At 63.5% G+C, this 23,374-nt stretch carries 23 protein-coding genes; 10 read left to right on the top strand and 13 right to left on the bottom strand.

From position 1 onward, the window contains the following. The first annotated feature begins 63 nt into the window (after nt 1-63). Together ISP15_RS09165 and ISP15_RS09160 are read left to right on the top strand one after the other, a co-directional pair. Nucleotides 64-834: a response regulator transcription factor gene (locus ISP15_RS09165; protein WP_404546959.1), complete on the top strand. Its 771-nt coding sequence runs from the start codon at nt 64-66 to the stop codon at nt 832-834. 81 nt (nt 835-915) lie between these two features. After that, nucleotides 916-3,192, top strand: coding sequence for an ATP-binding protein (locus ISP15_RS09160; protein ID WP_404546958.1), 2,277 nt, complete (start codon nt 916-918; stop codon nt 3,190-3,192). 344 nt (nt 3,193-3,536) lie between these two features. Here the strand turns inward: ISP15_RS09160 and ISP15_RS09155 are convergent, their stop codons facing one another. The 12 genes from ISP15_RS09155 to flgB form a co-directional block, all read right to left on the bottom strand. Next, nucleotides 3,537-4,571, bottom strand: a complete 1,035-nt coding sequence (locus tag ISP15_RS09155; protein WP_404546957.1) for a hypothetical protein — start codon at nt 4,569-4,571, stop codon at nt 3,537-3,539. An 8-nt stretch (nt 4,572-4,579) separates the two neighbouring features. Beyond that, nucleotides 4,580-5,497 (bottom strand): flagellar hook-associated protein FlgL, encoded by a 918-nt coding sequence (flgL, locus tag ISP15_RS09150; RefSeq protein ID WP_404546956.1) that lies wholly within the window; start codon nt 5,495-5,497, stop codon nt 4,580-4,582. A gap of 14 nt (nt 5,498-5,511) precedes the next feature. Then, the gene (flgK, locus tag ISP15_RS09145; protein WP_404546955.1) at nt 5,512-6,855 is read right to left on the bottom strand and encodes a flagellar hook-associated protein FlgK; all 1,344 of its coding nucleotides are present in this window, start codon (nt 6,853-6,855) and stop codon (nt 5,512-5,514) included. Further along, nucleotides 6,852-7,199, bottom strand: a complete 348-nt coding sequence (locus ISP15_RS09140; RefSeq protein ID WP_404546954.1) for a hypothetical protein — start codon at nt 7,197-7,199, stop codon at nt 6,852-6,854. The genes flgK and ISP15_RS09140 overlap by 4 nt, the downstream gene beginning before the upstream one ends. A gap of 26 nt (nt 7,200-7,225) precedes the next feature. Then, nucleotides 7,226-8,320, bottom strand: coding sequence for a flagellar basal body P-ring protein FlgI (locus ISP15_RS09135; RefSeq protein ID WP_404546953.1), 1,095 nt, complete (start codon nt 8,318-8,320; stop codon nt 7,226-7,228). A 28-nt stretch (nt 8,321-8,348) separates the two neighbouring features. Then, nucleotides 8,349-9,011: a flagellar basal body L-ring protein FlgH gene (flgH, locus tag ISP15_RS09130; RefSeq protein WP_404546952.1), complete on the bottom strand. Its 663-nt coding sequence runs from the start codon at nt 9,009-9,011 to the stop codon at nt 8,349-8,351. Beyond that, complete coding sequence (flgG, locus tag ISP15_RS09125) at nt 9,011-9,796, bottom strand: flagellar basal-body rod protein FlgG (protein WP_404546951.1); 786 nt, start codon at nt 9,794-9,796, stop codon at nt 9,011-9,013. The genes flgH and flgG overlap by 1 nt, the downstream gene beginning before the upstream one ends. Before the next feature lie 143 nt (nt 9,797-9,939). Next, nucleotides 9,940-10,665, bottom strand: coding sequence for a flagellar basal-body rod protein FlgF (gene flgF / locus ISP15_RS09120; protein ID WP_404546950.1), 726 nt, complete (start codon nt 10,663-10,665; stop codon nt 9,940-9,942). A gap of 4 nt (nt 10,666-10,669) precedes the next feature. Then, nucleotides 10,670-11,842, bottom strand: coding sequence for a flagellar hook protein FlgE (locus ISP15_RS09115; RefSeq protein ID WP_404546949.1), 1,173 nt, complete (start codon nt 11,840-11,842; stop codon nt 10,670-10,672). Then, a complete protein-coding gene (locus ISP15_RS09110; protein ID WP_404546948.1) occupies nt 11,839-12,528 on the bottom strand; it encodes a flagellar hook capping FlgD N-terminal domain-containing protein in 690 nt (229 codons plus the stop codon). Before ISP15_RS09110 ends, ISP15_RS09115 begins: the two co-directional genes overlap by 4 nt. 2 nt (nt 12,529-12,530) lie before the next feature. Beyond that, nucleotides 12,531-12,929 (bottom strand): flagellar basal body rod protein FlgC, encoded by a 399-nt coding sequence (gene flgC / locus ISP15_RS09105; protein ID WP_404546947.1) that lies wholly within the window; start codon nt 12,927-12,929, stop codon nt 12,531-12,533. Between the two features lie 2 nt (nt 12,930-12,931). Beyond that, nucleotides 12,932-13,294, bottom strand: coding sequence for a flagellar basal body rod protein FlgB (flgB, locus tag ISP15_RS09100; protein ID WP_404546946.1), 363 nt, complete (start codon nt 13,292-13,294; stop codon nt 12,932-12,934). A gap of 154 nt (nt 13,295-13,448) precedes the next feature. Here flgB and flgA point away from each other — a divergent pair, with 154 nt between their 5' ends. Then, nucleotides 13,449-14,189, top strand: a complete 741-nt coding sequence (gene flgA, locus ISP15_RS09095) for a flagellar basal body P-ring formation chaperone FlgA (protein WP_404546945.1) — start codon at nt 13,449-13,451, stop codon at nt 14,187-14,189. A 189-nt stretch (nt 14,190-14,378) separates the two neighbouring features. Then, nucleotides 14,379-14,825 (top strand): CopD family protein, encoded by a 447-nt coding sequence (locus ISP15_RS09090; RefSeq protein WP_404546944.1) that lies wholly within the window; start codon nt 14,379-14,381, stop codon nt 14,823-14,825. A gap of 58 nt (nt 14,826-14,883) precedes the next feature. On the opposite strand, the gene ISP15_RS09085 is transcribed toward ISP15_RS09090, so the two are convergent. Continuing rightward, nucleotides 14,884-15,894: an NAD-dependent epimerase gene (locus ISP15_RS09085; protein ID WP_404546943.1), complete on the bottom strand. Its 1,011-nt coding sequence runs from the start codon at nt 15,892-15,894 to the stop codon at nt 14,884-14,886. Nucleotides 15,895-16,206: 312 nt separating this feature from the next. Here ISP15_RS09085 and thrS point away from each other — a divergent pair, with 312 nt between their 5' ends. From thrS to pheT, 6 genes are all read left to right on the top strand, one after another. Then, complete coding sequence (thrS, locus tag ISP15_RS09080) at nt 16,207-18,108, top strand: threonine--tRNA ligase (protein WP_404546942.1); 1,902 nt, start codon at nt 16,207-16,209, stop codon at nt 18,106-18,108. Between the two features lie 42 nt (nt 18,109-18,150). Next, on the top strand, nt 18,151-18,675 hold the full coding sequence (infC, locus tag ISP15_RS09075; protein ID WP_404547071.1) for a translation initiation factor IF-3: 525 nt from the start codon (nt 18,151-18,153) through the stop codon (nt 18,673-18,675). Between the two features lie 378 nt (nt 18,676-19,053). After that, entirely contained in the window at nt 19,054-19,251 is a 198-nt protein-coding gene (rpmI, locus tag ISP15_RS09070; RefSeq protein ID WP_019467379.1) for a 50S ribosomal protein L35, read from the top strand. A gap of 15 nt (nt 19,252-19,266) precedes the next feature. Beyond that, nucleotides 19,267-19,626 carry a 50S ribosomal protein L20 gene (gene rplT / locus ISP15_RS09065; protein ID WP_128898432.1) on the top strand — a complete coding sequence of 120 codons (360 nt, stop codon included), beginning with the start codon at nt 19,267-19,269 and terminating at the stop codon, nt 19,624-19,626. 245 nt (nt 19,627-19,871) lie between these two features. Beyond that, complete coding sequence (gene pheS / locus ISP15_RS09060; RefSeq protein ID WP_404546941.1) at nt 19,872-20,867, top strand: phenylalanine--tRNA ligase subunit alpha; 996 nt, start codon at nt 19,872-19,874, stop codon at nt 20,865-20,867. Nucleotides 20,868-20,995: 128 nt separating this feature from the next. Further along, nucleotides 20,996-23,374 carry a phenylalanine--tRNA ligase subunit beta gene (gene pheT / locus ISP15_RS09055; protein WP_404546940.1) on the top strand — a complete coding sequence of 793 codons (2,379 nt, stop codon included), beginning with the start codon at nt 20,996-20,998 and terminating at the stop codon, nt 23,372-23,374.

Genomic DNA, 23,374 nt, shown 5'->3' with positions numbered 1-23,374 from the left:
TTGCGTGCCGGATAGCGACTCCGCCGTCCGGAGGTTTCTCTTCAACTCCTTGAGGACACGACCTTGCGTATCGCCATTCTCGAAGACACCGTGAAACAGGCCCACTCGGTCGCCAACTGGTTGCACCGGGCCGGCTACGAAAGCGTGATCCGCCACGAAGGCAACAGCTTCGTGACCATGCTCGAGCAGCAACCGGCGGACATGCTGCTGCTGGATTGGGACGTGCCCGGCAAGTGCGGTATCGAGGTGCTCAAGTGGGCCCGTGCCACCCGTGCGCACGCCGGCGTGCCGATCATCATGCTTACCCAGCACGACGACGAAGGCAGCATCGTGCAGGGCCTGGACAGCGGTGCGGACGATTACCTGGTCAAGCCGGCCCGCGAGGCGGAACTGGTCGCCCGCATCCGGGCGCAGGCGCGCAAGTATTATCCGGACGCGCTGCGCGAGAGAAAGCTCAGAGTGGGGCGCTATACGCTCGATGCCGATGCGCGCAGCGTATTGGTGGACGGCGTGGACGGACAGAAACTGGTGAATCTGTCGGCGCGCGAATTCCAGCTGGCCATGTACTTCTTCCGCCATGTGGGTTGCGTGGTGACCAAGGAGCAATTGTGCGAAAAGATCTGGGGCGAGAACGATCGCAAGTACGACGCGACCCTGGCCACCTACGTGAGCAAGCTGCGCAATACGCTGCAGTTGCGTTCCAAGAACGGTATGCTGATTTCCACGGTGTATAACCACGGCTATCGCCTGGAGGAGTTGCCGCAGGCGGGCCGCCGGCAGGCGCCTGCGCCCGGCACGCGGGCTTCGGCGGCGCGCGCGGTGCCGATGTATTGATCTTCGCGTTCGATCGATCTTGCCCCCATCGCAAGGCTGGAGGGCGGGCCGCACAGATTTCGTGAGAGGGGGTGCCATCGGATGTTGCCGCTTCGAGCCATCGTTCGCCGTCTTTCCCGCACCGCCAAGGCGAGAATTCTTTTCATCGGCTTCGTGCTGGTGCTGGCGGCGCTAAGCGGGCATCCGCTTGGCGCGAGCATGTCCGGCGCGCTCGACAAAGTGCTGTTCGACCTGTCAACGCGCTGGTTCAGCCATCCGGGCACGCAACAGGTTGCCGTGGTGCTGATCGACGGCAAGACGCTGCGCGAATACGGCACCGACGGCCTGACCGCACGCACCGGCGAACTGCTCGAACGCCTGGACCGCGCCGCCAGCGTCACGCTCGACTATGCGCTGGCCTCGGATACGCATACCGGCGAACTGGCCGCCGTCATGGCGCGCAACGGCAACGTGGTGCTGCCGGTATCCGGCAATGCGCTGGAACAATCGGCCGACGCCTTGCCGACCTTGTTGCGGGCCCAGGCGGCCGGGCGCGGGCAGCGCCACTTCACGGTCGGCCATTACGGCGCGGTCAACGGTTTCGTGCCGTACCTGCCCCCGGCGCAGGGCGCAACCCCGAATATCGTGCTCGAAGCCATTCGGGTGGCCGGTGCGCAACATGCCAGGCCGCAGGCGCATCAGCGCGCTTATGCCTTATCGGTGGCGGCCACGCGCAAGGATGCCGTGCTGGTGATGATGAGCGATCCTGCGCATGTGCCGCAGTACTCGTTTTCCGACGTCATCGACGGCCGCGTGCCGGCGGATGCTTTTGCCAGCAAGATGGTATTCGTCGGCGATGCCGTCGGCGAGGATGCGGGTTTCCGGATTTCATCGCTGCATATGGATGCGGTATCGCGCGCGCAGCTGGATGCACTCGTGGCCGATGCCGTGGTCAGCGGCAATATGGCCAGCGAACTGCCCGTTTATATGGCGATTCCCATTTATCTGGCCATCGCGCTGGGCATGGTGCTGATCTGCCTTCTGGTCCGCGGCGGCTGGATGCACGCCGCCGCTTATGCGTGGGGCGTGCTGATGCTGCTGCTGCCGATGCTGTTGCTCGGCAGCCTGCATCGTTGGCTGGGGCTGGGACTTCTGCCTTTGGTGTGCGTGCTGATCTATGCGCATTTCGCCTGGGAGCGGTTGCGTCGAACGCAGAATCTGCTGCAGCGTGAAATCGGCAAGCTGCGCGCCATTCGCGCCACGGTCGGCGTGGCGGCCGCGGGGGGCGCTGCGCCGCCGCCCATGCAAGCCCGGCGCGACCCGCTGGAGCAGATCCGCCATGCCATGCGCGAAATCCGCGCCTGGCAAAGCACCTTCGTCAGCATGATCAATCAGCTGCCGTATCCGGTGTTCGTGGTCGACAACGGGCAGGTTTCGGTCTGGAACGCCAAGGCTGCCGAAATGATGGCTGCGCCGGGAGAAGACGGCATGTCATTGCCCGAAGTGCAACGCCTGGTCGCCACCCATTGCAGCGGCGAGGAAAGCGCCAGCGAGGAAGTCACGCTCGGTGGACGCGAGCACATGCTGCTTTACGTGCCCTATGCCAGCGCCGATAGCTCGCTGCACCCCGGTGTGGCGGAAGGGCGGGCATCGTTCCTGGCGTGCCTGATCGATATTGCCGGCATCAAGGAGGGCGTTACGCACGATCGCCAGGCATTGCGCCATATCGCGCACGATCTGCGCAGTCCGCTGTCGACCATTCTTTCACTGATCGAAGAGCGCGCCGAAGGCCATCGGCGCGATGCTCCGCCGGACCGTGCTTTTCTGGATGATCTGCGGCGCCAGGCCGATTATTCCCTGCGCGTCGCCAAGGATTTCCTGCAGCTCTCGCGCGCCGAACAGTTGCGCCGCGACGCTTTCGCGCCGGTTGCCTTGCTGGATATGGCGGCGGAAGCCATCGACCAGCTATGGCCGGCCGCCGAGAACAAATCGATCGAGTTGATCGGTCCGGAATGCGGGCTCGACGATACCCTGCTGCGCGGCAATGCGGACATGCTGATACGTGCCTTGGTCAACGTGATCGACAACGCCCTCAAATACTCGCCGCCGCATACCACGATCACGCTGCGAATCGTCGACGATGGCGATAGCGGCATGCTGCTGCATATCGTGGACCAGGGTATCGGCATTGCCGAGGAGGACCTGGCGCACCTGTTCGATCCGTTCTTCCAGGTAGCGGGCAAGCCGGAAGTGGACATGGGAGTGGGACTGGGCCTGCCGTTCGTGAAGACCGTGATCGAGCGGCACGGTGGTTCGATCACGGTGGCGAGCCAGCCTGGCCAAGGTACGGACGTGCGCATCGCGCTACCGCGCGCGTGACAGCTTGACGCGCCATGCGGTGCTTTCCGTTTCGGCTGGGGTTGCCCCTCACCTCGGTCCTCTCCTCGCTCCTCAAGCCGGGCACATCCATGTGCTCTCCCTGCGTGTCCCGGAGGGGAGAGGAAGAAAAGCAGGCGTGCTTGCGGGCTTGCTCTCTCTCTCTCTCCGCAGGGGAAGAAGAAAAGCAGCGGGCTTGCTCCCTCTCCCCTCCGGGGAGAGGGTTGGGGTGAGGGGCTGGCTTGCCCCGGCCCCCGTTTCCAAGCTGCTTTTCGTCATGGCGCGCCGCAAGCCTCGCCCTTGGTCCCTTTTCCCTGACGCAAACGAAGATTTGCGCCAGGCCTCGCTCAGCCAATCACGGATCGCACGCGATAATCGTTGAGTCCGCGCAGCGCCGCGCCGATGGTGGTGAAGCGCTGGAAGTCGTTCGTTTGCTCCAGCATGGCGTCGAAGGTCGCGGCAATCTGTGCCGCCTCGCCGGTTTGTACGTCGCGGTCAGGCCGAATGGCCGAATGGGCGTGGGCCAGCATGCGGTCCAGACTCTCCCGGACCTGTTGCAGGTGGTCGAGCGCATGCACGGTGCTGCGCAGCGTCTGGCGCCGCTCGGCAGCATTGCCGATTTGCCAGGCGGACGGATCGATCGGCGGCTTGATCGCTTCGGCTTGCGCACGACTGGGACGACCGCCCGGAAAGCGATGGCCGTTGCCCTGGATCATCAGGTGTTGTTGCAACTCCGGCCAGCGGCTTTCCTGGGTATCGAAGGCCAGTTCGCGCTCCTCGTTGACGCTGGCATTGATGCCGCTGGCAGCCAGCGCGTAGTCAACGCGGCGCGCCCATTCGTGGTCCGAGCGATAGCGACCGTCGATCGGTAGCGATACCGAGGGTTTGCCCGCGCCACGCGGATATACGGTGAGCACTTCTGCGCGCTCGTTCTGCAAGGCTTCCAGCGTCAGGGCGTGCACGCGGAAGCTCTGCCGTGCGCTGCCTTGATCGTCGAATACCAGGTCCGGGCCAAGCGCGCCGCCAGTGGCGCCGTGGCGCGTCTGCCACTGGGCCTGCACCCGGTCGAGGCTGGCTTGGACATTGGAGGATGCGCTGGCGCCACGGCCGGCGCTGCCGCTCAACGCGGCTTTCAGTTCTTGCAGCGAGGCGAGCGTCTGTTCGATGAAGACGATCGAGCGCTGCGCATAAGTTACCTGACGATTGACGTGTTCCTGCTGCGCGGCGAATTCGGTGCGCCGCGCGGCGCTTGCGTGGCGTCGCGCCGCTCCGGATGGAGCGCTCTTTGCCGGACCGAGCGTGGCGGCATCGACCGGCCTGGCCTTGCCCGTGCCGGTCAGCGCGCCGTGCCCGATGCCGCTGCTGGAAAGCTGCACGTTCATCGCGGGAATCAGCGCAGGATCGCGTCGAACGGCGACAACTGCATGATGCGGCCGTAAACCTGGTAGCTGGCTTGCACCGCGACGACATAGCTATTGAGGCGATCGTAGGCCTCGACGAAATCGAGTTCGCCGATCATCTGCGCAGCCTGTCCGTTGGCGACTTCCATCGAAGCGTGATGATCATCCATCAGCTCCAGCGTATTCTGTGCGCCGCCGAGCATGGCGATCTTGCTGCTGATAGTGCCGATGCCGTCGTTCATGGCCTCCAGGCACTCGACCAGTTGCGCGCGGGTGGCGGGATCGTTGACGTTGACGTCCGGATCTTCCAGCAGCGCTAATGCTGCATCCAGCTGGTTGAGCATGTCTTCCATGCCGTCGGCGGACACGTTGGCCGATTCGGTCACGCCCTGGCCGACGACTACCTGCTGCTTGTCGGTATTGCCGCTGAAGCTATAACGCGAGCCTGGCGGTGCGTCGGGATCGTAGCTGATGGCGGGGGTGTCGGACTTGGTGCCGGAAAAGAGGTAGCGGCCTTCGCCGTCGGTGGCGTTGGCTTCGGTGAGCAGGTTGTCGCGCAGCGTGCGCAGCGTGATGGCCATCGCGTTGAGGTCGCCCGGCGCGTTGGTGCCGTCGGCGGCCCACACCATCATGTCATGGGCGGAGTGCACGTTTTTGAGCATGCTGTCCAGGCGCAGTTCGTTCTGCTGCATGCGCAGCGATAGCGAACCGATATTGTCGCGGTACTGGCCGAGCATGGTCTGGTCGCGATCGATCAGCAGCAGCTGCACGGCGGCGATCGGGTCGTCGGAAGGACGCTGCACGCGATAGCCGCTGTTGATCTGCGCCATCAGGTCGGCCACTTTGCCGTTGGATTTCTGCAGCGAATGAAGCATGGTGTTGCTGAAGTAGCCGTTGGTGATACGCATGGCGCAAAGTCCCGTCAAAGCATCTGCAAGGTGGATTCGAACAGCTGGTTGGCGACCGAGATCACCTTCATGTTCGCGTTGTACATATTGAGGAAGTCGGAAACCTGCACGGATTCTTCTCCCTCGTTGATGTCGCTCACCGAGCGCCAGTCCAGTTCGGCTTGTGCACGGACTTCGTCCGCGCGCGCCAGTGCATTCTGGTTGAGCTGGCTGGCGGAGCCGAGCTTGCCGATCAACATGGTGCATGCATCGCCCAGCGACACTTCGCCCACGCCAGGCAGGTCGATCTTGTCCTTGCGCAGTTCGATCAGGGCGAGCAGGTTGGCGCTGTTGCCGGGCTCGGTCGGGCTGTTGGAGAAGCCAAGGTCGGCCTGGGTCAGGTCCGGATTGATCGAGATCAGGCCGGAGCTGCCATCGAATTGGAACAGCGGCTTGCCCTGTTCGCCGTGAGTGCCATAGCCGGCCGCGAGCTGGGTATTGACGCGATCGGCCAGTTCAGAGGCCAGCTGCTTGTTGGCTTCCAATAGCGGCAGCAAGGTTTGTTCGGTGTACTGGCTCAGGCCGCCAAGCATGCCGCCGACACGCTCACCGTCCAGCGGATAGCGGGTGCCCGCCAGTTCGAGTTCCAGGTTGAAAGTGCCGTCGGCGTTGCCGGCCACGCTGAGCTTTCCGGCCATGTCGCCGGCGACCAGCGGCGGGCCATTGGCAAGCGATACGTCGATCGTGCCATCGGGCTGGCGCAGCACCTGTACGTCGATGAGCGCAGACAGGCGATCGATCGCCTGATCGCGCTGGTCGAGCAGCTCGGAAGGCACCTCGCCAGTGGCCTGCACTTGCTGGATCTGGCGATTGAGGTCGGCAATCGTGCCCGACAACATATTGGCCTGGTCGGCGGTGGCCGAGCTTTGCTGGCGCGCGGTATCGAGCTGGCGCAGCATGGTCTGGCGCAGGCTGTTGAAGCTCTTGGCCATGGCGTCGGCGGCCGAGATCACCTGCTGGCGCAACGCGGTATTGGTCGGGTCGGTGCTGACTTCGTCCAGGGCGCCGAAGAATGCATCGATCCCGGCCTTGACGCTGCCTTTGTCCAGGCCCATCACTTCTTCCAGTTGCTTGTAGTACGACTCGGCCGCCGCGTATTGGCCAAGCGGCGCATTGCTCGCCCACAACTGCTGGGTCTTGTAGCTGTCGTTGAAGCGGATCAGCGAGCCCACTTCCACGCCGCCGCCGATGCGCGGGACCAGCAGGACGCCCTGGCGCGAATAGCCTGCGGTGAGTTGGTTGGAGATGTTGCGGGCCGACATGCCGAGGCCGGCCTGGGCGGCAAGCATGCCGGACATGCCGATGTGGGTGATATTCATGGGAGTGATCCGTTTGCGTGAGTGATGGCTGGCGTCGCGTTCTGCATGGGCGTTGTCGCCGCATCCTTTGGCAGCATCTGCGCGACGATGCTGTCGGCGATGCCGAATGCGCGTTGCGCCGCGATGTCGTCCGCGACCAGCCGATAGGCGTGGTCGAGCAGCCCCGCGCCCGGCTTGCTGCCGGCGCCGGCCTGGTCCGGACTGAGTTGTTCGGTGGCCTTGCGCATTTCGCCGAGCAGGTGCGCGATGAACATGCCCTCGAACTTCACCGCCGCATCCTCGAGTTTCTGACGATAGGCGGCATCGCCGGGCCGGGCGGCGCGCGGCTCGAGCGCTGGCGCCATGTCACGTTGGAGCGATACGGCAGTCATCAGATCACCTCCAGTTCGGCGTTCAGCGCACCGGCCTCGGACAGGCCCTGCAGGATGGCCATCAGGTCATCCGGCGTGGCGCCGATGCTGTTGATGGTGTCGACGATCGCTTGCAGGCTGGCGCCATTCTTCCATTGGAAGGCGTTGCCGCCGCGCTGCGAGATGTCGATCGACGACTGCGGCGTCACGGCGGTCTGGCCGTTGCCGAGCGCTTCGGGCTGGCTCACATTGAAGCTTTCGTCGATCGATACCTTGAGCGCGCCGTGCGATACCACGGCAGGCTTCACGGTGACACCTTGACTGATAACGACCGTGCCGGTGCGCGAATTAAATACGACCTTCGGCGCGTCGCCCGCCGGTTCGATCGCGATGCGATGGAGGCGCGCGACGAACGCGGAGCGGCTGCCGGCGTTGGCTGGCACGGCGATATCCACCGAGGTGGCATCCTCGGTGCTGGCGATAGCCACTCCGAAAGTGCGATTGATCGCGTGCACGATGTTCGTTGCGGTCTGGAAATTCGGGCGCTTGAGGTTCAGGCGCACGGTGGGTGTGCTGGCGAAGTCGCTTTCGATCTCGCGCTCGACGGTGGCGCCGTTCGGAATGCGGCCCGCGGTCGCGGTGTTGATGGTGACGCTGGAACCGCTGCGGCCGCTGGCGGCCACGCCCGGGACTACCACGTTGCCCTGCGCCAGCGCATAGGTTTCGCCATCGGCCGCGCGTAGCGGCGCCATCAGCAGCGTGCCGCCACGCAGGCTTTTGGCGTCGCCCAGCGACGACACGGTGATGTCGATCGTCTGGCCTCGCCGATAACCTGGCGGAAAGCTGGCACTGATCATCACCGCCGCCGTATTGCGCGCGCGCAGCTGGGCGTTGTCGGGCATGCGCACGCCGAACTGGTTGAGCATGTTCTTGATCGACTGGCTGGTGTATTTGGCCTGGCTGCCGTCACCGGTGCCGGCAAGGCCGACCACGATGCCGTAGCCGGTAAGCTGGTTTTCGCGCACACCTTCCACGTTGACCAGCTGACCCAGCGTCTGGGCGTGGGCCAGGCCGGTGCAGCAAAGCAAAGCGAGACTGAGCATGTAGCGAATCATCGGCTTGGTTTCCGTAGCGAAGCCCCGTTTACAGGGGCATCCATTTGCTGTTGAAGAAGCGCGTCAGCAAACCGGGCTGGTTGGCATCGGCGAGCGAACCGCGGCCGGAATACTGGATGCGGGCATTGGCGATCTGCTGCGAGGAGACGCGATTGTTGGTGTCGATGTCGGCGGCGCGTACATAGCCGGACAGGCGCACCACTTCTTCCCCCTGGTTCAGGGTGAGGCGTTTTTCGCCGCGTACTTGCAGCAGGCCATTGGGCAGCACGCGCTGCACGATCACGCTTACCGAACCGCGCAGGGCGTTCTGCTGCGAACTGCTACCGCTGCCGCTGAAATCGCGCTTGAAGCCCAGCTCGGTATCGGTCGGCAAGGTACTGCCCAGCAGCTTGCCGGCCTTGGCGCCGACATTGCTGTTCTTGCCGATGCTGGTGCCGCTTTGCTTGCTGGCTTGCGTGGATTCCTGCAGCACCACGGTCAATACATCGCCGGCACGAAACGCGCGGTTGTCGGAGGTCAGCGACCATGCCGAGTTCGGCACCATCACGCCGCCGCCCTGGCCCTTGCCGACCTCGAACGCGGTGTCGGGCATGTCGTCGTGCTCGGGCAGGGCGGTGTTGATGCGCATGCCGGCGCAACCGCCCAGGCCGAGCAGCGAAACGGTCAACAGTACGATGCGCAGCATGTTCATCAGCGCGCGGCCTGCGCCAGGCTCTGCATCATGCTGTCCGATGCGGTAAGCACCTTGGTGTTCATTTCGTAGGTGCGCTGGGCGGCGATCATCTCGACCATTTCTTCCACTGCCTGCACGTTGGAGCCTTCCAGCGCGCCCTGCTTGATCTTGCCAAGCGACTCGACGCCCGGCTCGCCTTCGGTCGGCGCGCCGCTGGCGGCGGTTTCCTGGAACAGGTTGTCGCCGGTGGCCAGCAAGCCGGCCGGATTGACGAAATTGGCCAGCATCAACTGGCCGATTTCGGTGCCCTGCGGGGCGCTGGCGGTGACCACCGAGACCACGCCATTTTCGGCGATGGTGATCGAGGTGGCTTCCTGCGGGATGGTGATGGCGGGCAGGATCGGCAGGCCCTGCATGTTGGTCAGGCGGCCTTCCTGGTCCTGGCGCAGCTGGCCGGCGCGGGTATAGGCGGTTTCGCCATTGGCCAGCTCCACTTGCAGGAAGCCGTTGCCGACGATGGCCACGTCGAGCGCCTGGCCGGTAGTCTGCTGCGAACCGCTGGTATGCACTTTCTGGGTGCCGACCACGCGCGTGCCGTTGCCGATCTGCACGCCGGCGGCGGTACCGTTGTCGCCGTTCTGTGCGCCGGGCTGCTTTTCGGTGCGATAGAACAGGTCTTCGAACACCGCGCGGTCGCGCTTGAAGCCGACCGTGTTGACGTTGGCGAGGTTGTTGGCAATCGTCTGCAAGCGCGTATCTTGGGCCTGCAGGCCGGTCTTGCTGATCCAGAGTGCGTGGTTCATGGCGTGGTCTCTCTATTCATCCAACCGTGCGGCAATAGATAGCCGCTATTTGATTTTTCGCGTTCGTGACGAACGCATGCATTCAACAGTGCGGCGATGGATGGCCGCTTTTTGATTTTTGCGTTCACGGACGAACGCATGCATTAAGAACGAATCAGGCGGTTGCCGCCCTCGGCCATCTCGTCGGCGGCCTTGAACAGCCGCATTTGCATCTCGAACGAGCGGGTGAGCTGCATGGTCTGCATCATTTCTTCGACGGCCGAGACGTTGCTGCTCTCGACATGGCCGGGAGCGACGGCGACGGTGTCATCGGCGGGGTAATCCATGCCTGAGCGCGCGACGAGCAGGCCTTTTTCGTTCTTCACCAGATCGGCAGCCTCGGGCTTGACCAGCAACAGCTTGTCCACCACCTGCATGGCCGTTTCGCCTTCCGCCTGCACGGACACGGTGCCATCGTTGCCAATGGTCACCGCGCTGTGCGGCGGCAATACGATCGGGCCGCCTTCGCCGCGCACCGCATAACCATTGCTGGTCAACGTGCCCTCGGCATCCATCGTGAAGCTGCCCGCGCGGGTGTAGGCGGTGCCATCCTCGGCGTCCACCACGAAGTAACCTTCGCCTTGGATCGCCACGTCCAGCGCACGACCGGTCTCGCTGAGCTGGCCGGACGCATGCGTGATCGCGTTTGCGCCCAGGCGCGCCTGATGGCGGGCATCGTAGCCGTAGCCCTGCACGGTGGCGGTTTCCGATACCGCCATATCGGCGCGGAAACCAGCCGTCTGCGCATTCGCCAGATTGTTGGCGCGCACGGCCAGCGAGCGCTGGGCGTGATCGGCGCCGCTCATGGCGGTGTAGATAAGCGCGTCCATCGGGTTACAGCGCCTGCATCAGCGTGCGCATCATTTCGTTTTCGGTGGTAAGCACCTTGGAGTTGGCCTGGTAGTTCTGCTGCGCCGCCATCAGCGTTACCAGCTCGCCGGTCATGTCCACGTTCGACTGCTCCAGCGCGCTCACCTGCAGCTTGCCGGCCAGGCCGGTGCCCGCGGTCGAATAGATCGGATCGCCGGTTTCGGTGGAGGCCTGCCAGGCGGAACCGTCGACCGGCATCAGGCCGTTTTCGTTCGGGAAATTGGCGATGGCCAGCAGGCCGGCCGCCACCTTGACCCCGTTGCTGTACTGCACCTGGATCGAGCCGTCAGCCGCCAGCGACACGCCGGTGGCCTGACCCGAGGCATAGCCGTCGGCGCGATTGGTGGTGGTGGTCATCGCGCCGGCGTACATGCTGGTGCCGGCGTAATCGATGCCGATCGACATCGGCGATGCGCCATCGGGCGTACCCAGCGGCACGGTGACGGAGCCGATCGGCGTAACCATGTTGCCGTCGGTATCGAAGCGCATGCGGGTTGGCAGGCCGACCTGGCCGCCATCCATCGCGTAATACACGGCGACGTCGTTGCCGGGGCCTTTGACGAAGTATTGCGTTACCGTGTGTTCGCGGCCGAGCGAGTCGAACACGCGAGTCACCTGCATGCCGTTGTAGGACTGCGGATCGTCGGGCGAGAACGCATTCGCCGGCTGCTCCCAATCGGCCGACATGTTGCCGGCGAAATCGAGGTGGCTGCTTGCCTCGGCGCCGATGGAGCCGCTCGGCACGCTCAAGTCGCCGATGTTGCCGTTGCCGCTCGGGTCGTAGCCCTGCACGCGGCGGCCGAATGCATCGACGACGTGGCCGGACTTGTCGATGTCGAACATGCCCACGCGCGAATACAGCATGGAACCATCGAGGTCGCGGCTGACGAAGAAGCCACGGCCCTGGATGGCGGCATCCAGGCTGCGGCCGGTCGTCAGCAGGTTGCCGCCAATGTCCATCGACTGCGAAGTAGAACCGACGTAGACGCCTTGCGGGCCGCCCGCCATGTAGGAGGAGGCAAAATTGGAACGGCCGGATTTGAAACCGAAGGTGCCGCTGTTGGCGATGTTGTTGCTGATCGAGTCGAGCTGGCTATTGACGGCTTTGATGCCGGACAGGGCAATGTTGAGGCTCATGTCTGTTCCTTGAAGGTAAAGAGGTTGGCGCTGTTCGGGCGGCCGAGGAAGCGGGTGATATCGGCGGTGCTGATGTCGCCGATGCCGGCGACGCTGAGGATGACCCGGCCGTCCGCGCCGAGCCGGACGCCTTGCAGCTCACCCTGGATTTCGGTGCGCACTTTTTCGCCGGTGTTGGTATCCACGCGCATGGCGTATTTGCCGGGCGGCAGGCCGAGTTCTTCCGGATCGATCGCGAAGCCGACTTCGCCAGCTTCTTGCGCACCCAGTTCGATGCGATGCTCGGTGCCATCCGGACCGGTCAGCACCAGCGTTACTTCGCTGGCGTGATCTTCCAGCACGAAGCCGCCGTTGACCGTCTCGCCGTCCAACTGCACGGTATCGGCCGCCACCATGACTTGCGAGCCGACCTGCGAGCCGAGCGTGACCACCAGCATGCTTTCTTGCATCGCGGCGGCGGCGGCGGTAAGGCTGGCCATCTGCTGCATGGCTTCCACCTGGCTCAATTGTGCGAACTGAGTGACGAACTGGCTGGCTTCCATCGGCGCCAGCGGATCCTGGTTCTGGATCTGCGCGACCAGCAGCGTGGTGAACATGTCCGAGATGCTCTTGCCGTCATTGCTGCTGGGCGTATTGGTGTCTATCGCCGTATCGGCGGCGCTGTAGAGCGAATTGGTGATGTCCATGGTCAGCCTTGTCCCATCTTCAGCAGTTCCTGCTGCATGCCGTTGACGCGGGCGAGCACTTCGGTATTGGTGGAGAAGGCGCGCGAGGCGGCCATCATGTCGGTCATTTCTTCGACGGCGTTGACGTTGGAATAAAAGACCATGCCGTTTTCGTCGGCCATCGGATGGCCCGGCTCGTGGCGCGCATTCAGCGGTTCGCGGCTATCGATGACATCCAGTACCTGCACGCGCGCGCCGGCGCCGCTGAAGATCGATGCGAATACCGGCTTGCGGGCGCGATAGGCACTGTCTTCCGTGCCGGCCGTCCCGGCGTTGGCAAGATTGCTGGCGACGGTATTGAGACGCACGGTCTGTGCGCTCATCGCGGAACCGGCAATCTGGGCGATATCTCTAAAGCTCATGGTCAGGCATTCCCGTTGATGGCATCGGCCAGACCCTTGAGCTTCATGTTGAGGAAGGTCAGGCTGGTCTGGAAGTCGACGGCGTTTTGCGCGAATTCGGCTTGCTCTACGCCGAGTTCCACGGTGTTGCCGTCTTGCGAGGGGTGGTTGGGTACGCGATACAGCGCACGATCCGAATCGAAGCGCAGACCTTGCTGTGCGCCGTTCATCGCGTCGCGCAGGCTGGCGCGAAAATCGATATCGCGTGCCTGGTAACCCGGCGTGCTGTCGTTGGCGAGATTGGACGCGAGGATCCTGGTGCGTTCCGCACGCAGTTTCAGTGCGGCCGGATGCACGCCTAGCGCCTGTTCAATGCTCAGTCCCATCGTGCTGCTTTCCTCGTTGCGGTTTCGAACGAGCGTGATGGTACGGGCGGGCTTTGCCTGCCCTGGCAAATCTAAAAAGATCCTGAGCGTTGCCGGAGCGGTACCCCTCGCATAATGGGCGACCTGTCCACCCCATTCTTTAAGGGCCTCGCTCATGGCTATCTTTTCATCGCTACGTTTCGCCTCGATTATTGCTGTGCTCGCTGTCGCGCCGATCCATGGCGCAATCGCTGGCGAGGCAGAGGAACTGGTATCGCGCGCGGCACGCAATTGGCTGGCGGACTGGGCCAAGCAGGAGCGATTGCCGGATGCGCAGATCGACGTCGTGGTCCTGCCCAATCGCCGGCCCGCGCCGGCCTGCGGATCGGCGATGAAGATTTTTCCGGCCGACACCTCGCAGTTGTCACGCTTGCGTTTCGCGGCGCGTTGTCCGGACGGCCGTGCGGAAACGTATACGGTTCGTGCCGCGGTGCGTACCAAAGTGTTCGCGGTGGCCGCGGCCGTGCCCGCCGGCAAGGCGATTGGCGAGGACGATTTGAAGCAGGTCGATTACGACATCGCCTTGGCGCCCGATGCCCTGCGCGATGCGGATGAAGTGGCCGGCCGTGCCAGCCAGCGTCCATTGCGCGCCGGACAGGTCGTGCAGCGGCGTTTCCTGAAGGCGGGCGAGGGTGTGCGACGCGGCCAGGCCGTGCAAATCGTGTCGCGCCAACATCGCTTCCAGATCCATGCCGCCGGTACGGCGATGCAAAAAGGCGATGGCGACGCGATGGTGCGAGTACGCAATGATGCGACTGGCAAATTCTTCATGGCGCGCGTGGTCGGCCCCGGCGTGGTCGAGCCGGTGGCCGGAGCGGCGATAACCGGGCCCGCTGGTTCGTTGCGCGAGGACTGACCGGCGAGCGCTGCCGGTCATGGTTCGCCGCCATCATCATTTACTCTGCAAGGCGCATCTGCGCGACCTGTCCGCTATTGCAGTCGGTGCTTTCATCCGGCGACCAGGCTAATAAGTCGCAGGCTTTATGCGGTTTTGCGCACACGCATTCGCGTACCATCAAGCCTCGCTTCTTGCTCGGGACTGTCCATGACGTATCTCTGGATCAAAAGCCTGCACGTCTTGTTCGTGATGGCCTGGATCGCCGCGGTGTTCTATCTGCCGCGCATCCTGGTGAATATCGCCGAGGCGGGCGGGGCGGCAGTGGTGAAGGCGCGCTTGGAGCTGATGGCGCTGCGGCTTTATCGCTTCGGCCACATGATGTTCGGGTTGGCGTTCGTATTCGGCCTCGCGCTTTGGCAAGGTTGGCGCCTGTTTCCGAATGCCCTGCCGCACTGGGGCGAGATCGGCTGGTTGCATGCCAAGCTGGGCCTGGTCGTGGTAATGCTGGTCTATTACATATGGAACGGGCGATTGGCAAAGCGCAGCGTGAAGGGCGGTGCGCTGCCGTCGCCGCGCACATTGCGCCTGCTCAACGAACTGCCGGTGATCCTGTTGCTCGGCATCATTTTCCTGGCGATCGCCAAACCGTTCTGACCTGGGCTTGTTCACGCCATTGGCGCGGCTACGCGCGAATAGTGACCAGGCACTATAGTCAGGCGAGGTGGTGATAGTCGCGGTACCAGTCGACGAATCGCTTGACGCCTTGCTCGATGGAGGTATCCGGCGCGTAGCCCACGTCGCGGCGCAAGGCGGATACGTCGGCCCAGGTATCCGGCACGTCGCCGGGCTGCATCGGCAGCAGGCGTTTTTCGACGGTGCGTCCGAGGTTTTGTTCCATCAACTCGATGAAGCGCATCAACGGCACCGGCTGATCGTTGCCGATGTTGTACAGGCGATAAGGGGCGTTCGACGTGCCGGGATTCGGCTGCATGGGATCGTAGGCCGGGTCGGCTTGCGCGGGGTGGTCCAGGGTGCGGATGACACCTTCGACGATGTCGTCCACGTAAGTGAAGTCGCGGCTGTGGTTGCCGTAATTGAAGACGTCGATCGGCTCCCCGCGCACGATGCGCTCGGCGAACAGCATCGGCGACATATCCGGACGCCCCCAGGGTCCATATACGGTAAAGAAGCGCAGGCCGGTCGTGGGCAGGCCATACAGGTGGCTGTAGGTATGCGCCATCAGTTCATTGGCCTTCTTGCTGGCCGCGTACAGGCTCACCGGGTGGTCAACCGCATCTTCCACGCTGAAGGGCAATTTGCGGTTGGCGCCGTAGACGGAGCTGGACGAGGCATAGACCAGGTGCTCCACCTTGCCATGCCGGCACGCTTCCAGCACGTTAACGAAGCCGACGAGATTGCTCTGCACATAGGCTTGTGGATTGCGCAGGGAGTAGCGCACGCCAGCCTGAGCGGCAAGATTCACCACCCGTTGCGGCTGGAACGCGGCAAACGCCTGGCCGATCGCCTCGGCATCGGCCAGGTCCGCGCGCAGGTGGGTGTAGTTCGGATGCATGGCGAAGCGCGCCAGACGCGCCTCTTTCAGCGCCGGATCGTAATAATCATTGTGATTGTCGATGCCATGGACTTCATCGCCCCGGGACAACAGACGTGCCGTGAGGGCAGCGCCGATGAAGCCGGCCGCGCCGGTAACCAGTACACGCATCGAAAATATCCTTGGAATGGCCTGCTCTATTGTATAGCTGGGCCAATGTGGCGGAATTGACACGGCCGGTGCGCTAAACTAGCGTTCGACTCCTGATTTGAAGACATGAGGGTGGCCTGCGCCCAGGCGCCGGTCGAGTGTGCGACATGGCAACTACCTGCTTCCAGCGTTGATACCGCCACGCCTTGTGCTTTCACAATGGGCGCCTGGCGCCTTTATTTTTGTCCGCTGTCCGGACGGGCTGTGGAAAAGCGGGCAGAACCGAATTCTTTAAAGACACACGCCACGGATGTGGCGTAACAGGTATGGATTATGTTTGAGATCACGCTACCCGACGGCAGCAAGCGCCCCTTCGATCATCCGGTGACGGTGCAGGATGTGGCTGCCTCCATCGGCGCCGGCCTGGCCAAGGCCACCCTGGCCGGCAAGGTGGACGGCAAGCTGGTGGATGCCAGTTTCCCGATCGACCACGATGCCAGCCTGGAGATCGTCACCGAAAAAAGCCCCGAGGCGCTGGACATCCTTCGCCATTCCACCGCGCACTTGCTGGCGCAGGCCGTGCAGCGCCTGTTTCCGGGCGCGCAGGTAACGATCGGCCCGGTGATCGACAACGGGTTCTATTACGACTTCGCCTACGAGCGCCCCTTCACGCCGGACGACCTGGCGAAGATCGAAGTGGAAATGGAAAAGATCGTCAAGGAACAACTGCCGGTAACGCGCAGCGTGAAATCGCGCGACGAAGCGGTGGCGTTTTTCCGCGGCCTGGGCGAGGCATACAAGGCGCAGATCATCCAGAGCATTCCCGCCAACGAAGATCTCTCGCTCTATACGCAGGGCGAGTTCACCGACCTGTGCCGCGGCCCGCACGTGCCGAACACCGGCAAGCTGCGCGCGTTCAAGCTGATGAAGGTGGCTGGCGCGTACTGGCGCGGCGACTCCAACAACGCGATGCTGACGCGCATCTACGGTACGGCGTGGTTGAACGACAAGGACCTCAAGGCCTATCTGCACCAGCTCGAAGAAGCCGAGAAGCGCGACCATCGCAAGATCGGCAAGGCGCTGGACCTGTTCCACCAGCAGGAAGAAGCGCCGGGCATGGTGTTCTGGCACCCCAACGGCTGGGCGATCTGGCAGGTGGTAGAGCAATACGTGCGCGGCGTTTATCGTGCCAGCGGTTACCAGGAAGTGCGCGGTCCGCAGATCATGGACGTGAGCCTGTGGAAAAAATCCGGCCACTGGGACAACTATCAGGAAAACATGTTTTTCACGGAGTCGGAAAAGCGCACCTATGCGCTCAAGCCGATGAACTGTCCCGGCCATGTGCAGATCTACAACACGAACCTGCATAGCTATCGCGACCTGCCGATCCGCTACGGCGAATTCGGCGGCTGCCATCGCAACGAGCCTTCGGGCGCGCTCCACGGCATCATGCGTGTGCGTGCGTTCACCCAGGACGACGGTCACGTCTTCTGCACGGAGGAGCAGATTGAATCGGAGGTCACTGCGTTCCACCAGCAGGCCATGAAGGTGTACGCCGACTTCGGCTTCGACGACATTGCATTGAAGATCGCCCTGCGCCCGGACAAGCGCATCGGCAGCGATGAGGTATGGAATCGCGCCGAGGCCGCCTTGCGCGCCGCCTTGCGCTCGGCCGGCGTGACCTGGGAAGAGCTGCCGGGCGAGGGCGCCTTCTATGGCCCCAAGATCGAGTACCACATGAAGGACTCGATCGGCCGTGCCTGGCAGGTCGGCACCATGCAGGTGGATTTCATGATGCCCGAGCGCCTGGGTGCCGAATACGTCGACGAACATAGTCAACGCAAACATCCAGTTATGCTGCATCGGGCGATCGTGGGCTCGATGGAGCGCTTCATCGGCATCCTGATCGAGCACCATGCCGGCAACCTGCCGGCGTGGCTGGCGCCGGTGCAGGCGCAGGTCTTCAGCATCACCGACGCCCAGTCCGAGTATGTCCGGCAGGTAACGCAAACCCTTGTCGATAAAGGCTTCCGGGTGCATGCGGATTTGCGCAACGAGAAGGTCGGCTATAAAATCCGCGAACATACGTTGCAGAAAGTACCCTACCTGCTTGTGGTCGGTGATCGCGAAAAGGAGTCGGGGACTGTTTCCGTGCGTACACGTTCGGGTGAGGATCTGGGCAGCATGCCGCTAGCCGGCTTCATCGAACGTCTGGAAGCCGAGACGCGGCACTGATTGCCGCCCGGCCAAATTCAACATCTTCTGGAGGATAGTGGTATCGCCACCACAGAAACTAAGGGCAACCGTCGCAACCATGAAATCCGCGTGCCGCGCGTGCGCGTGATCGGACCGGATTCCGAGCAGCTTGGCATCCTCACCCGCGACGAGGCGCTGCGTGCCGCCGAGGAAGCGGGCCTCGACCTGGTCGAGATCCAGCCCAACGGCGATCCACCGGTCTGCCGCATCATGGACTACGGCAAGTTCAAGTTCGAAGCCCAGAAGAAGGCCCAGGCCGCCAAGAAGAAGCAGAAGCAGGTCGAGATCAAGGAAGTGAAGTTCCGTCCGGTCACGGACGTGGGCGACTACCAGATCAAGCTGCGCAACATGCTTCGCTTCCTGGAAGAGGGCGACAAGGTCAAGGTCACCATCCGCTTCCGCGGCCGCGAGATGTCCCATCAGGATCTCGGCCAGAACCTGGCCAAGAAGATCCAGGAGGACGTCGGCGAGAACGGCGTCATCGAGTCCTTCCCGCGGTTGGAAGGGCGCCAGATGGTGATGATGATCGGGCCGAAGAAGAAGTAAGGCCTGACGGTATCGCCATGAGTGCCGTAACTCCCTCTCTCCGGAGGGGAGAGGGTAGGGTGAGGGGCCAATTTAGCCCCAGCCCGGCTGGTCAGCAGTTTTTCTTTTGAGCAATCGTGCCCTGTGCTCGCTTCTTAAGAGCCTCATTGGCGGCGTGGCCCCTCACCCAATCCTCTCCCCGGAGGGGCGAGGGAGTCATGGTGCCTTTGGGTTTCGAGGTTCGGTGGCTGGCATTGCCCACCCATTCTCCGTATAATTGACGGTTCGACCCGCAAGGAAGGGTCGTGAACCGATCGTGGCAGGACGGAAAGCGTGGCCCTCGAGGTCGCCGCCAGATCAGTCAGAAACCGGGGTCCAACCCCCATCAAGGACATTTCCATGCCCAAGATCAAGACCAATCGCGCGGCGGCGAAGCGTTTTCGCAAGACCGCGTCCGGCAAATTCAAGGCCGGCCATGCGTTCAAGTCGCATATCCTGACCAAGAAGTCGACCAAGCGTAAGCGCAACCTGCGCGCCACCAACCACGTCAAGGCATGCGACACCAAGGGTGTAGCACGCATGTTGCCGTATCTCTAAGGCGAGGACTGAACCATGGCTCGTGTAAAGCGTGGCGTTACCGCCCGTCGTCGTCACAAGAAAATCATCGGCCGTGCGAAGGGCTACTACAACGCCCGTCGCAAGGTCTTCCGCGTTGCCAACCAGGCCGTCATCAAGGCTGGTCAGTATGCGTATATCGGCCGCAAGCAGAAGAAGCGTCAGTTCCGCGCCCTGTGGATCGTGCGTATCAATGCCGCCGCCCGCCAGTTCGGCCTGTCCTACAGCCGCCTGATCAACGGTCTGGCTAAGGCCGGCATCACGGTCGACCGCAAGGTCCTGGCTGATATCGCCGTGCACGACATCAAGGCGTTTGGCGCCATCGCGGAAAAGGCGAAGGCCAGTCTGGCCGCTTGATCGCCGAACACCGGCGATATGATGTGAATCAAGCGGGGAGAAGGCCATACGCCTTCTCCCCGTTTTTGTTTAAGTAATGCTCTTTGCGTTGGCTTCCTCTCCCCTCGGGGAGGGGATCGAGTTGAGAGGCCAAGGCTTGCCCCGGCTTTCATCGAAGCATGCTTCGAACCAGGCTCAGCGCAAAATTGTCCCCTCATCCCAGCCCTCTCCCCTTAGGGGAGAGGGGACAAAGCGAGATTGCATCGATGGAAGATCTGGATACTCGCGCCACCCAGGCGCTGGCGGAAATCGCCAAGGCCGATACGCTCGATGCCCTTGACGCGCTGCGCGTAGGGCTTTTGGGCAAGAGCGGCGTCGTTACCGCCGTATTGAAGGCGCTGGGCACGCTTGCCCCGGATGAGCGCAAGGCGCGCGGCGCCGAAGTGAATCGCCTGAAGGAACGCCTCGCGGATGCGCTGGCCGCACGCAAGCAGACGCTTGAGCAGGCCGAGCTCGATCGCCGCCTGGCCTCCGAGAAACTCGATATCAGCATGCCCGGACGCGGCGGCGAGCGCGGCGGCATTCATCCGATTACCCGTGCGCTGGAACGCATCGCCGCGATCTTCGCGCGCCTGGGTTACCAGCGTGCCGACGGCCCGGAGATCGAGGATGACTGGCATAACTTCGAGGCGCTGAATTTCCCGCCGCATCATCCGGCGCGCGCCATGCACGACACCTTCTATTTCGGCGACGGACGCCTGCTGCGCACGCATACCTCGCCGGTGCAGATCCGCGCGATGAAAGATCGGCAGCCGCCGATCCGCATCATTGCACCCGGCAAGGTCTACCGCAGCGATTCGGACCAGACGCATTCGCCGATGTTCCATCAGATCGAAGGCTTGCTGGTGGACGAGACTTCCAGCTTCGCCGATTTGAAAGGCACGCTGGCCGAATTCATCCGCGCGTTCTTCGAGCGCGATTTCGAGATGCGTTTTCGCCCCAGCTACTTTCCCTTTACCGAGCCTTCGGCCGAAGTGGACATTCGCTGGGATGCGGAAGACGGCAGCACGCGCTGGCTGGAAGTGCTTGGCTGCGGGATGGTGCATCCGAACGTGCTGAGAAACTGCGGCATCGATCCGGAGCGCTACACCGGCTTTGCGTTCGGCCTCGGCGTCGAGCGCTTTGCGATGCTGCGCTACGGCGTTTCCGATTTGCGCGCGTTCTTCGAGAACGATCTGCGCTTCCTCAAGCAGTTCGCTTGAGTCGGAAGCGGCGGGTGGCCTCGGTAATGCCGGAGCGAAAGCTTCGAGATAGCCACCGATCCGCCACCTTGCCGATTCCCGCTTTCAGCATTCCCTATTCTCGATATCCCTAATTCCGGATTCAAAGCATGAAATTCTCCGAAAACTGGCTGCGCGAGCTGGTCGAGATCAAGGCCGATCGGGCCCAGCTGGCGCATGCGTTGACCATGGCCGGACTGGAAGTGGAAGAGCTCACGCCGCTGGGTGAAAACCTTGCCGGGGTCGTGGTGGCGCAGATCATCGGTGCGGAAAAACATCCAGAGGCCGACCGCCTGCAAGTGTGCAAGGTCAATGCCGGTTCCGGCGAGCCGCTGCAAATCGTTTGCGGTGCGCCGAACGCGCGCGTTGGCATCAAGGTGCCGCTGGCGACGGTCGGTGCGACGCTTCCTGGCGATATCGCGATCAAGGCGGCCAAGCTGCGCGGCGTCGAATCGTTCGGCATGCTGTGTTCGGCCAAGGAACTGGGTATCGATAACGATGCCTCCGGTTTGCTGGAGCTGCCGGCCGATGCGCCAGTGGGCGCGTTGCTGACCGATTACCTCGGCCTGCCTGACGCCAGCATCGAATTGAAACTCACGCCGAACCGCCCGGATTGCCTTGGCCTGGTGGGTCTGGCGCACGACGTCGCCGCGCTGTTCGGCAGCCAGGTGAAGATGCCTGCGCACGTCGATGCGCCGGTAACCAGCGCTGCGCGTCGCGCCATTCGCCTGGAGGCGGGCAAGGATGCGCCGCGTTATCTTGGCCGCATCGTCGAAGGCATCGACCCTGCCGCGCGTACCCCGCTATGGCTGGCCGAACGCTTGCGTCGCGCTGGATTGCGCCCGATCAGCGCGGTGGTCGACGTCACCAACTATGTGATGCTGGAACTGGGCCAGCCACTGCACGCCTTCGATAACGACACGCTGGAAGGCGACATCGTGGTGCGGCATGCGCGCGAGGGCGAAACACTGAAGCTGCTCGACGGTTCCGAGGCCAGGCTCGATCCCGGGTTCCTGCTGATCGCCGACCAGAACAAGGGGCTGGCCGTGGCCGGGGTGATGGGCGGCCACGATTCGCGCGTTACCGACGCCACCCACACCATCTTCCTGGAATCGGCGCATTTCGCGCCGGCGGCGATCATGGGCCGTGCGCGCAAGCTGGGCATGCATACCGATGCCTCGCACCGTTTCGAGCGCGGCGTCGATCCCGAACTGCCGCGCCGCGCGTTGGAGCGCGCCACCGGACTGTTGCTCGCCATCGCTGGCGGCAACGCCGGTCCGGTGCTGGTGGCCGAACAGCCCGAAGACCTGCCGCAACCTGCCGCCGTAACCTTGCGCCGTGCCCGCCTCAAGCGCGTGCTGGGCGTGGAGGTAGCCGATGCCGAGGTGGCACGCATCTTCGTTGCGTTGGGCATGCAGGTGGACGCTACCACCGATGGCTGGCGCATTACCGCGCCGAGCAGCCGTTTCGATATCGAGCGCGAGGAAGACCTGATCGAGGAAGTTGCCCGCATCTACGGCTACGACCGCATTCCCACGCATACCCCAGGCGGCGCCTTGACGCTGGTCGCGGAGCCGGAAGCGCGCCTCGACGAGCTTGCGGTGCGCGAGCAACTGGCCGCCCGCGGTTATTACGAAGCGGTGAACCTGGCGTTCGTCAGCCAGGCCTCGCTGGCGCGATGGGGGATGCTCGACCGGCTGGTGCCGCTCGCCAATCCGTTGTCTGCCGATCTGGGGGTCATGCGCCCCTCGTTGTTGCCGGGCCTGGTCGACGCGCTCTCGCACAACCGTGCCCGGCAGCAGGAGCGCGTGCGCCTGTTCGAACTGGGCCGGGTATTTGCCGAAGGCAATCCACCCTTGGAAACGCCCAGCCTGGCGATCGTCGCCAGCGGCACGGCGCAGGCCGAGCAGTGGGGGGAAGCCGTGCGACCGGTCGACTTCTACGACCTGAAGGGCGAGCTCGATGCCATCGTCGCCTGGGGGGGCGAGCCGCGGCGCTGGTCGGTACATGCCGATGGCCTGCCTGGCTGGCTCCATCCGGGCCGGGGCGCGCGCGTCGCTCGCGACGGCCAGACCGTCGGCTACCTGGGCGCCTTGCACCCGCAACTGGCCAGGCAGCTTGACCTTGGCCCGGATGTGCATGCGCTGGAGCTGGCCCTCGAGCCGCTGCTCGGCCGCCGCTTGCCCAAGGCGCAGCCAGTGCCGCGTTTTCCTGCCGTGCGCCGCGACATTGCCGTGGACGTGCCCGAACCGGTGAATTGGTCACAGGTTGAACAGGCCGTGCGCAGTAGCCTCGGCGGCGTGCTGGCCGAGCTGCGCCTGTTCGACCGCTACAGCGGCAAGGGGGTCGAAGCGGGCCGAAAGAGTCTCGCTATGGGCTTGATTTTGCAGGACGCTTCACGCACCCTTACCGACGATGACGCGGAGCGCTGCGTTCGAAGTGCGGTGTCTGCGTTGGAGGCGGCATGCGAGGCGAAATGGCGAGGGTAA

The organism is Dyella jejuensis, assembly GCF_044904675.1.
GTDB lineage: Bacteria > Pseudomonadota > Gammaproteobacteria > Xanthomonadales > Rhodanobacteraceae > Dyella_B > Dyella_B jejuensis.
This window is presented reverse-complemented; position numbering and strand designations above follow the sequence as displayed.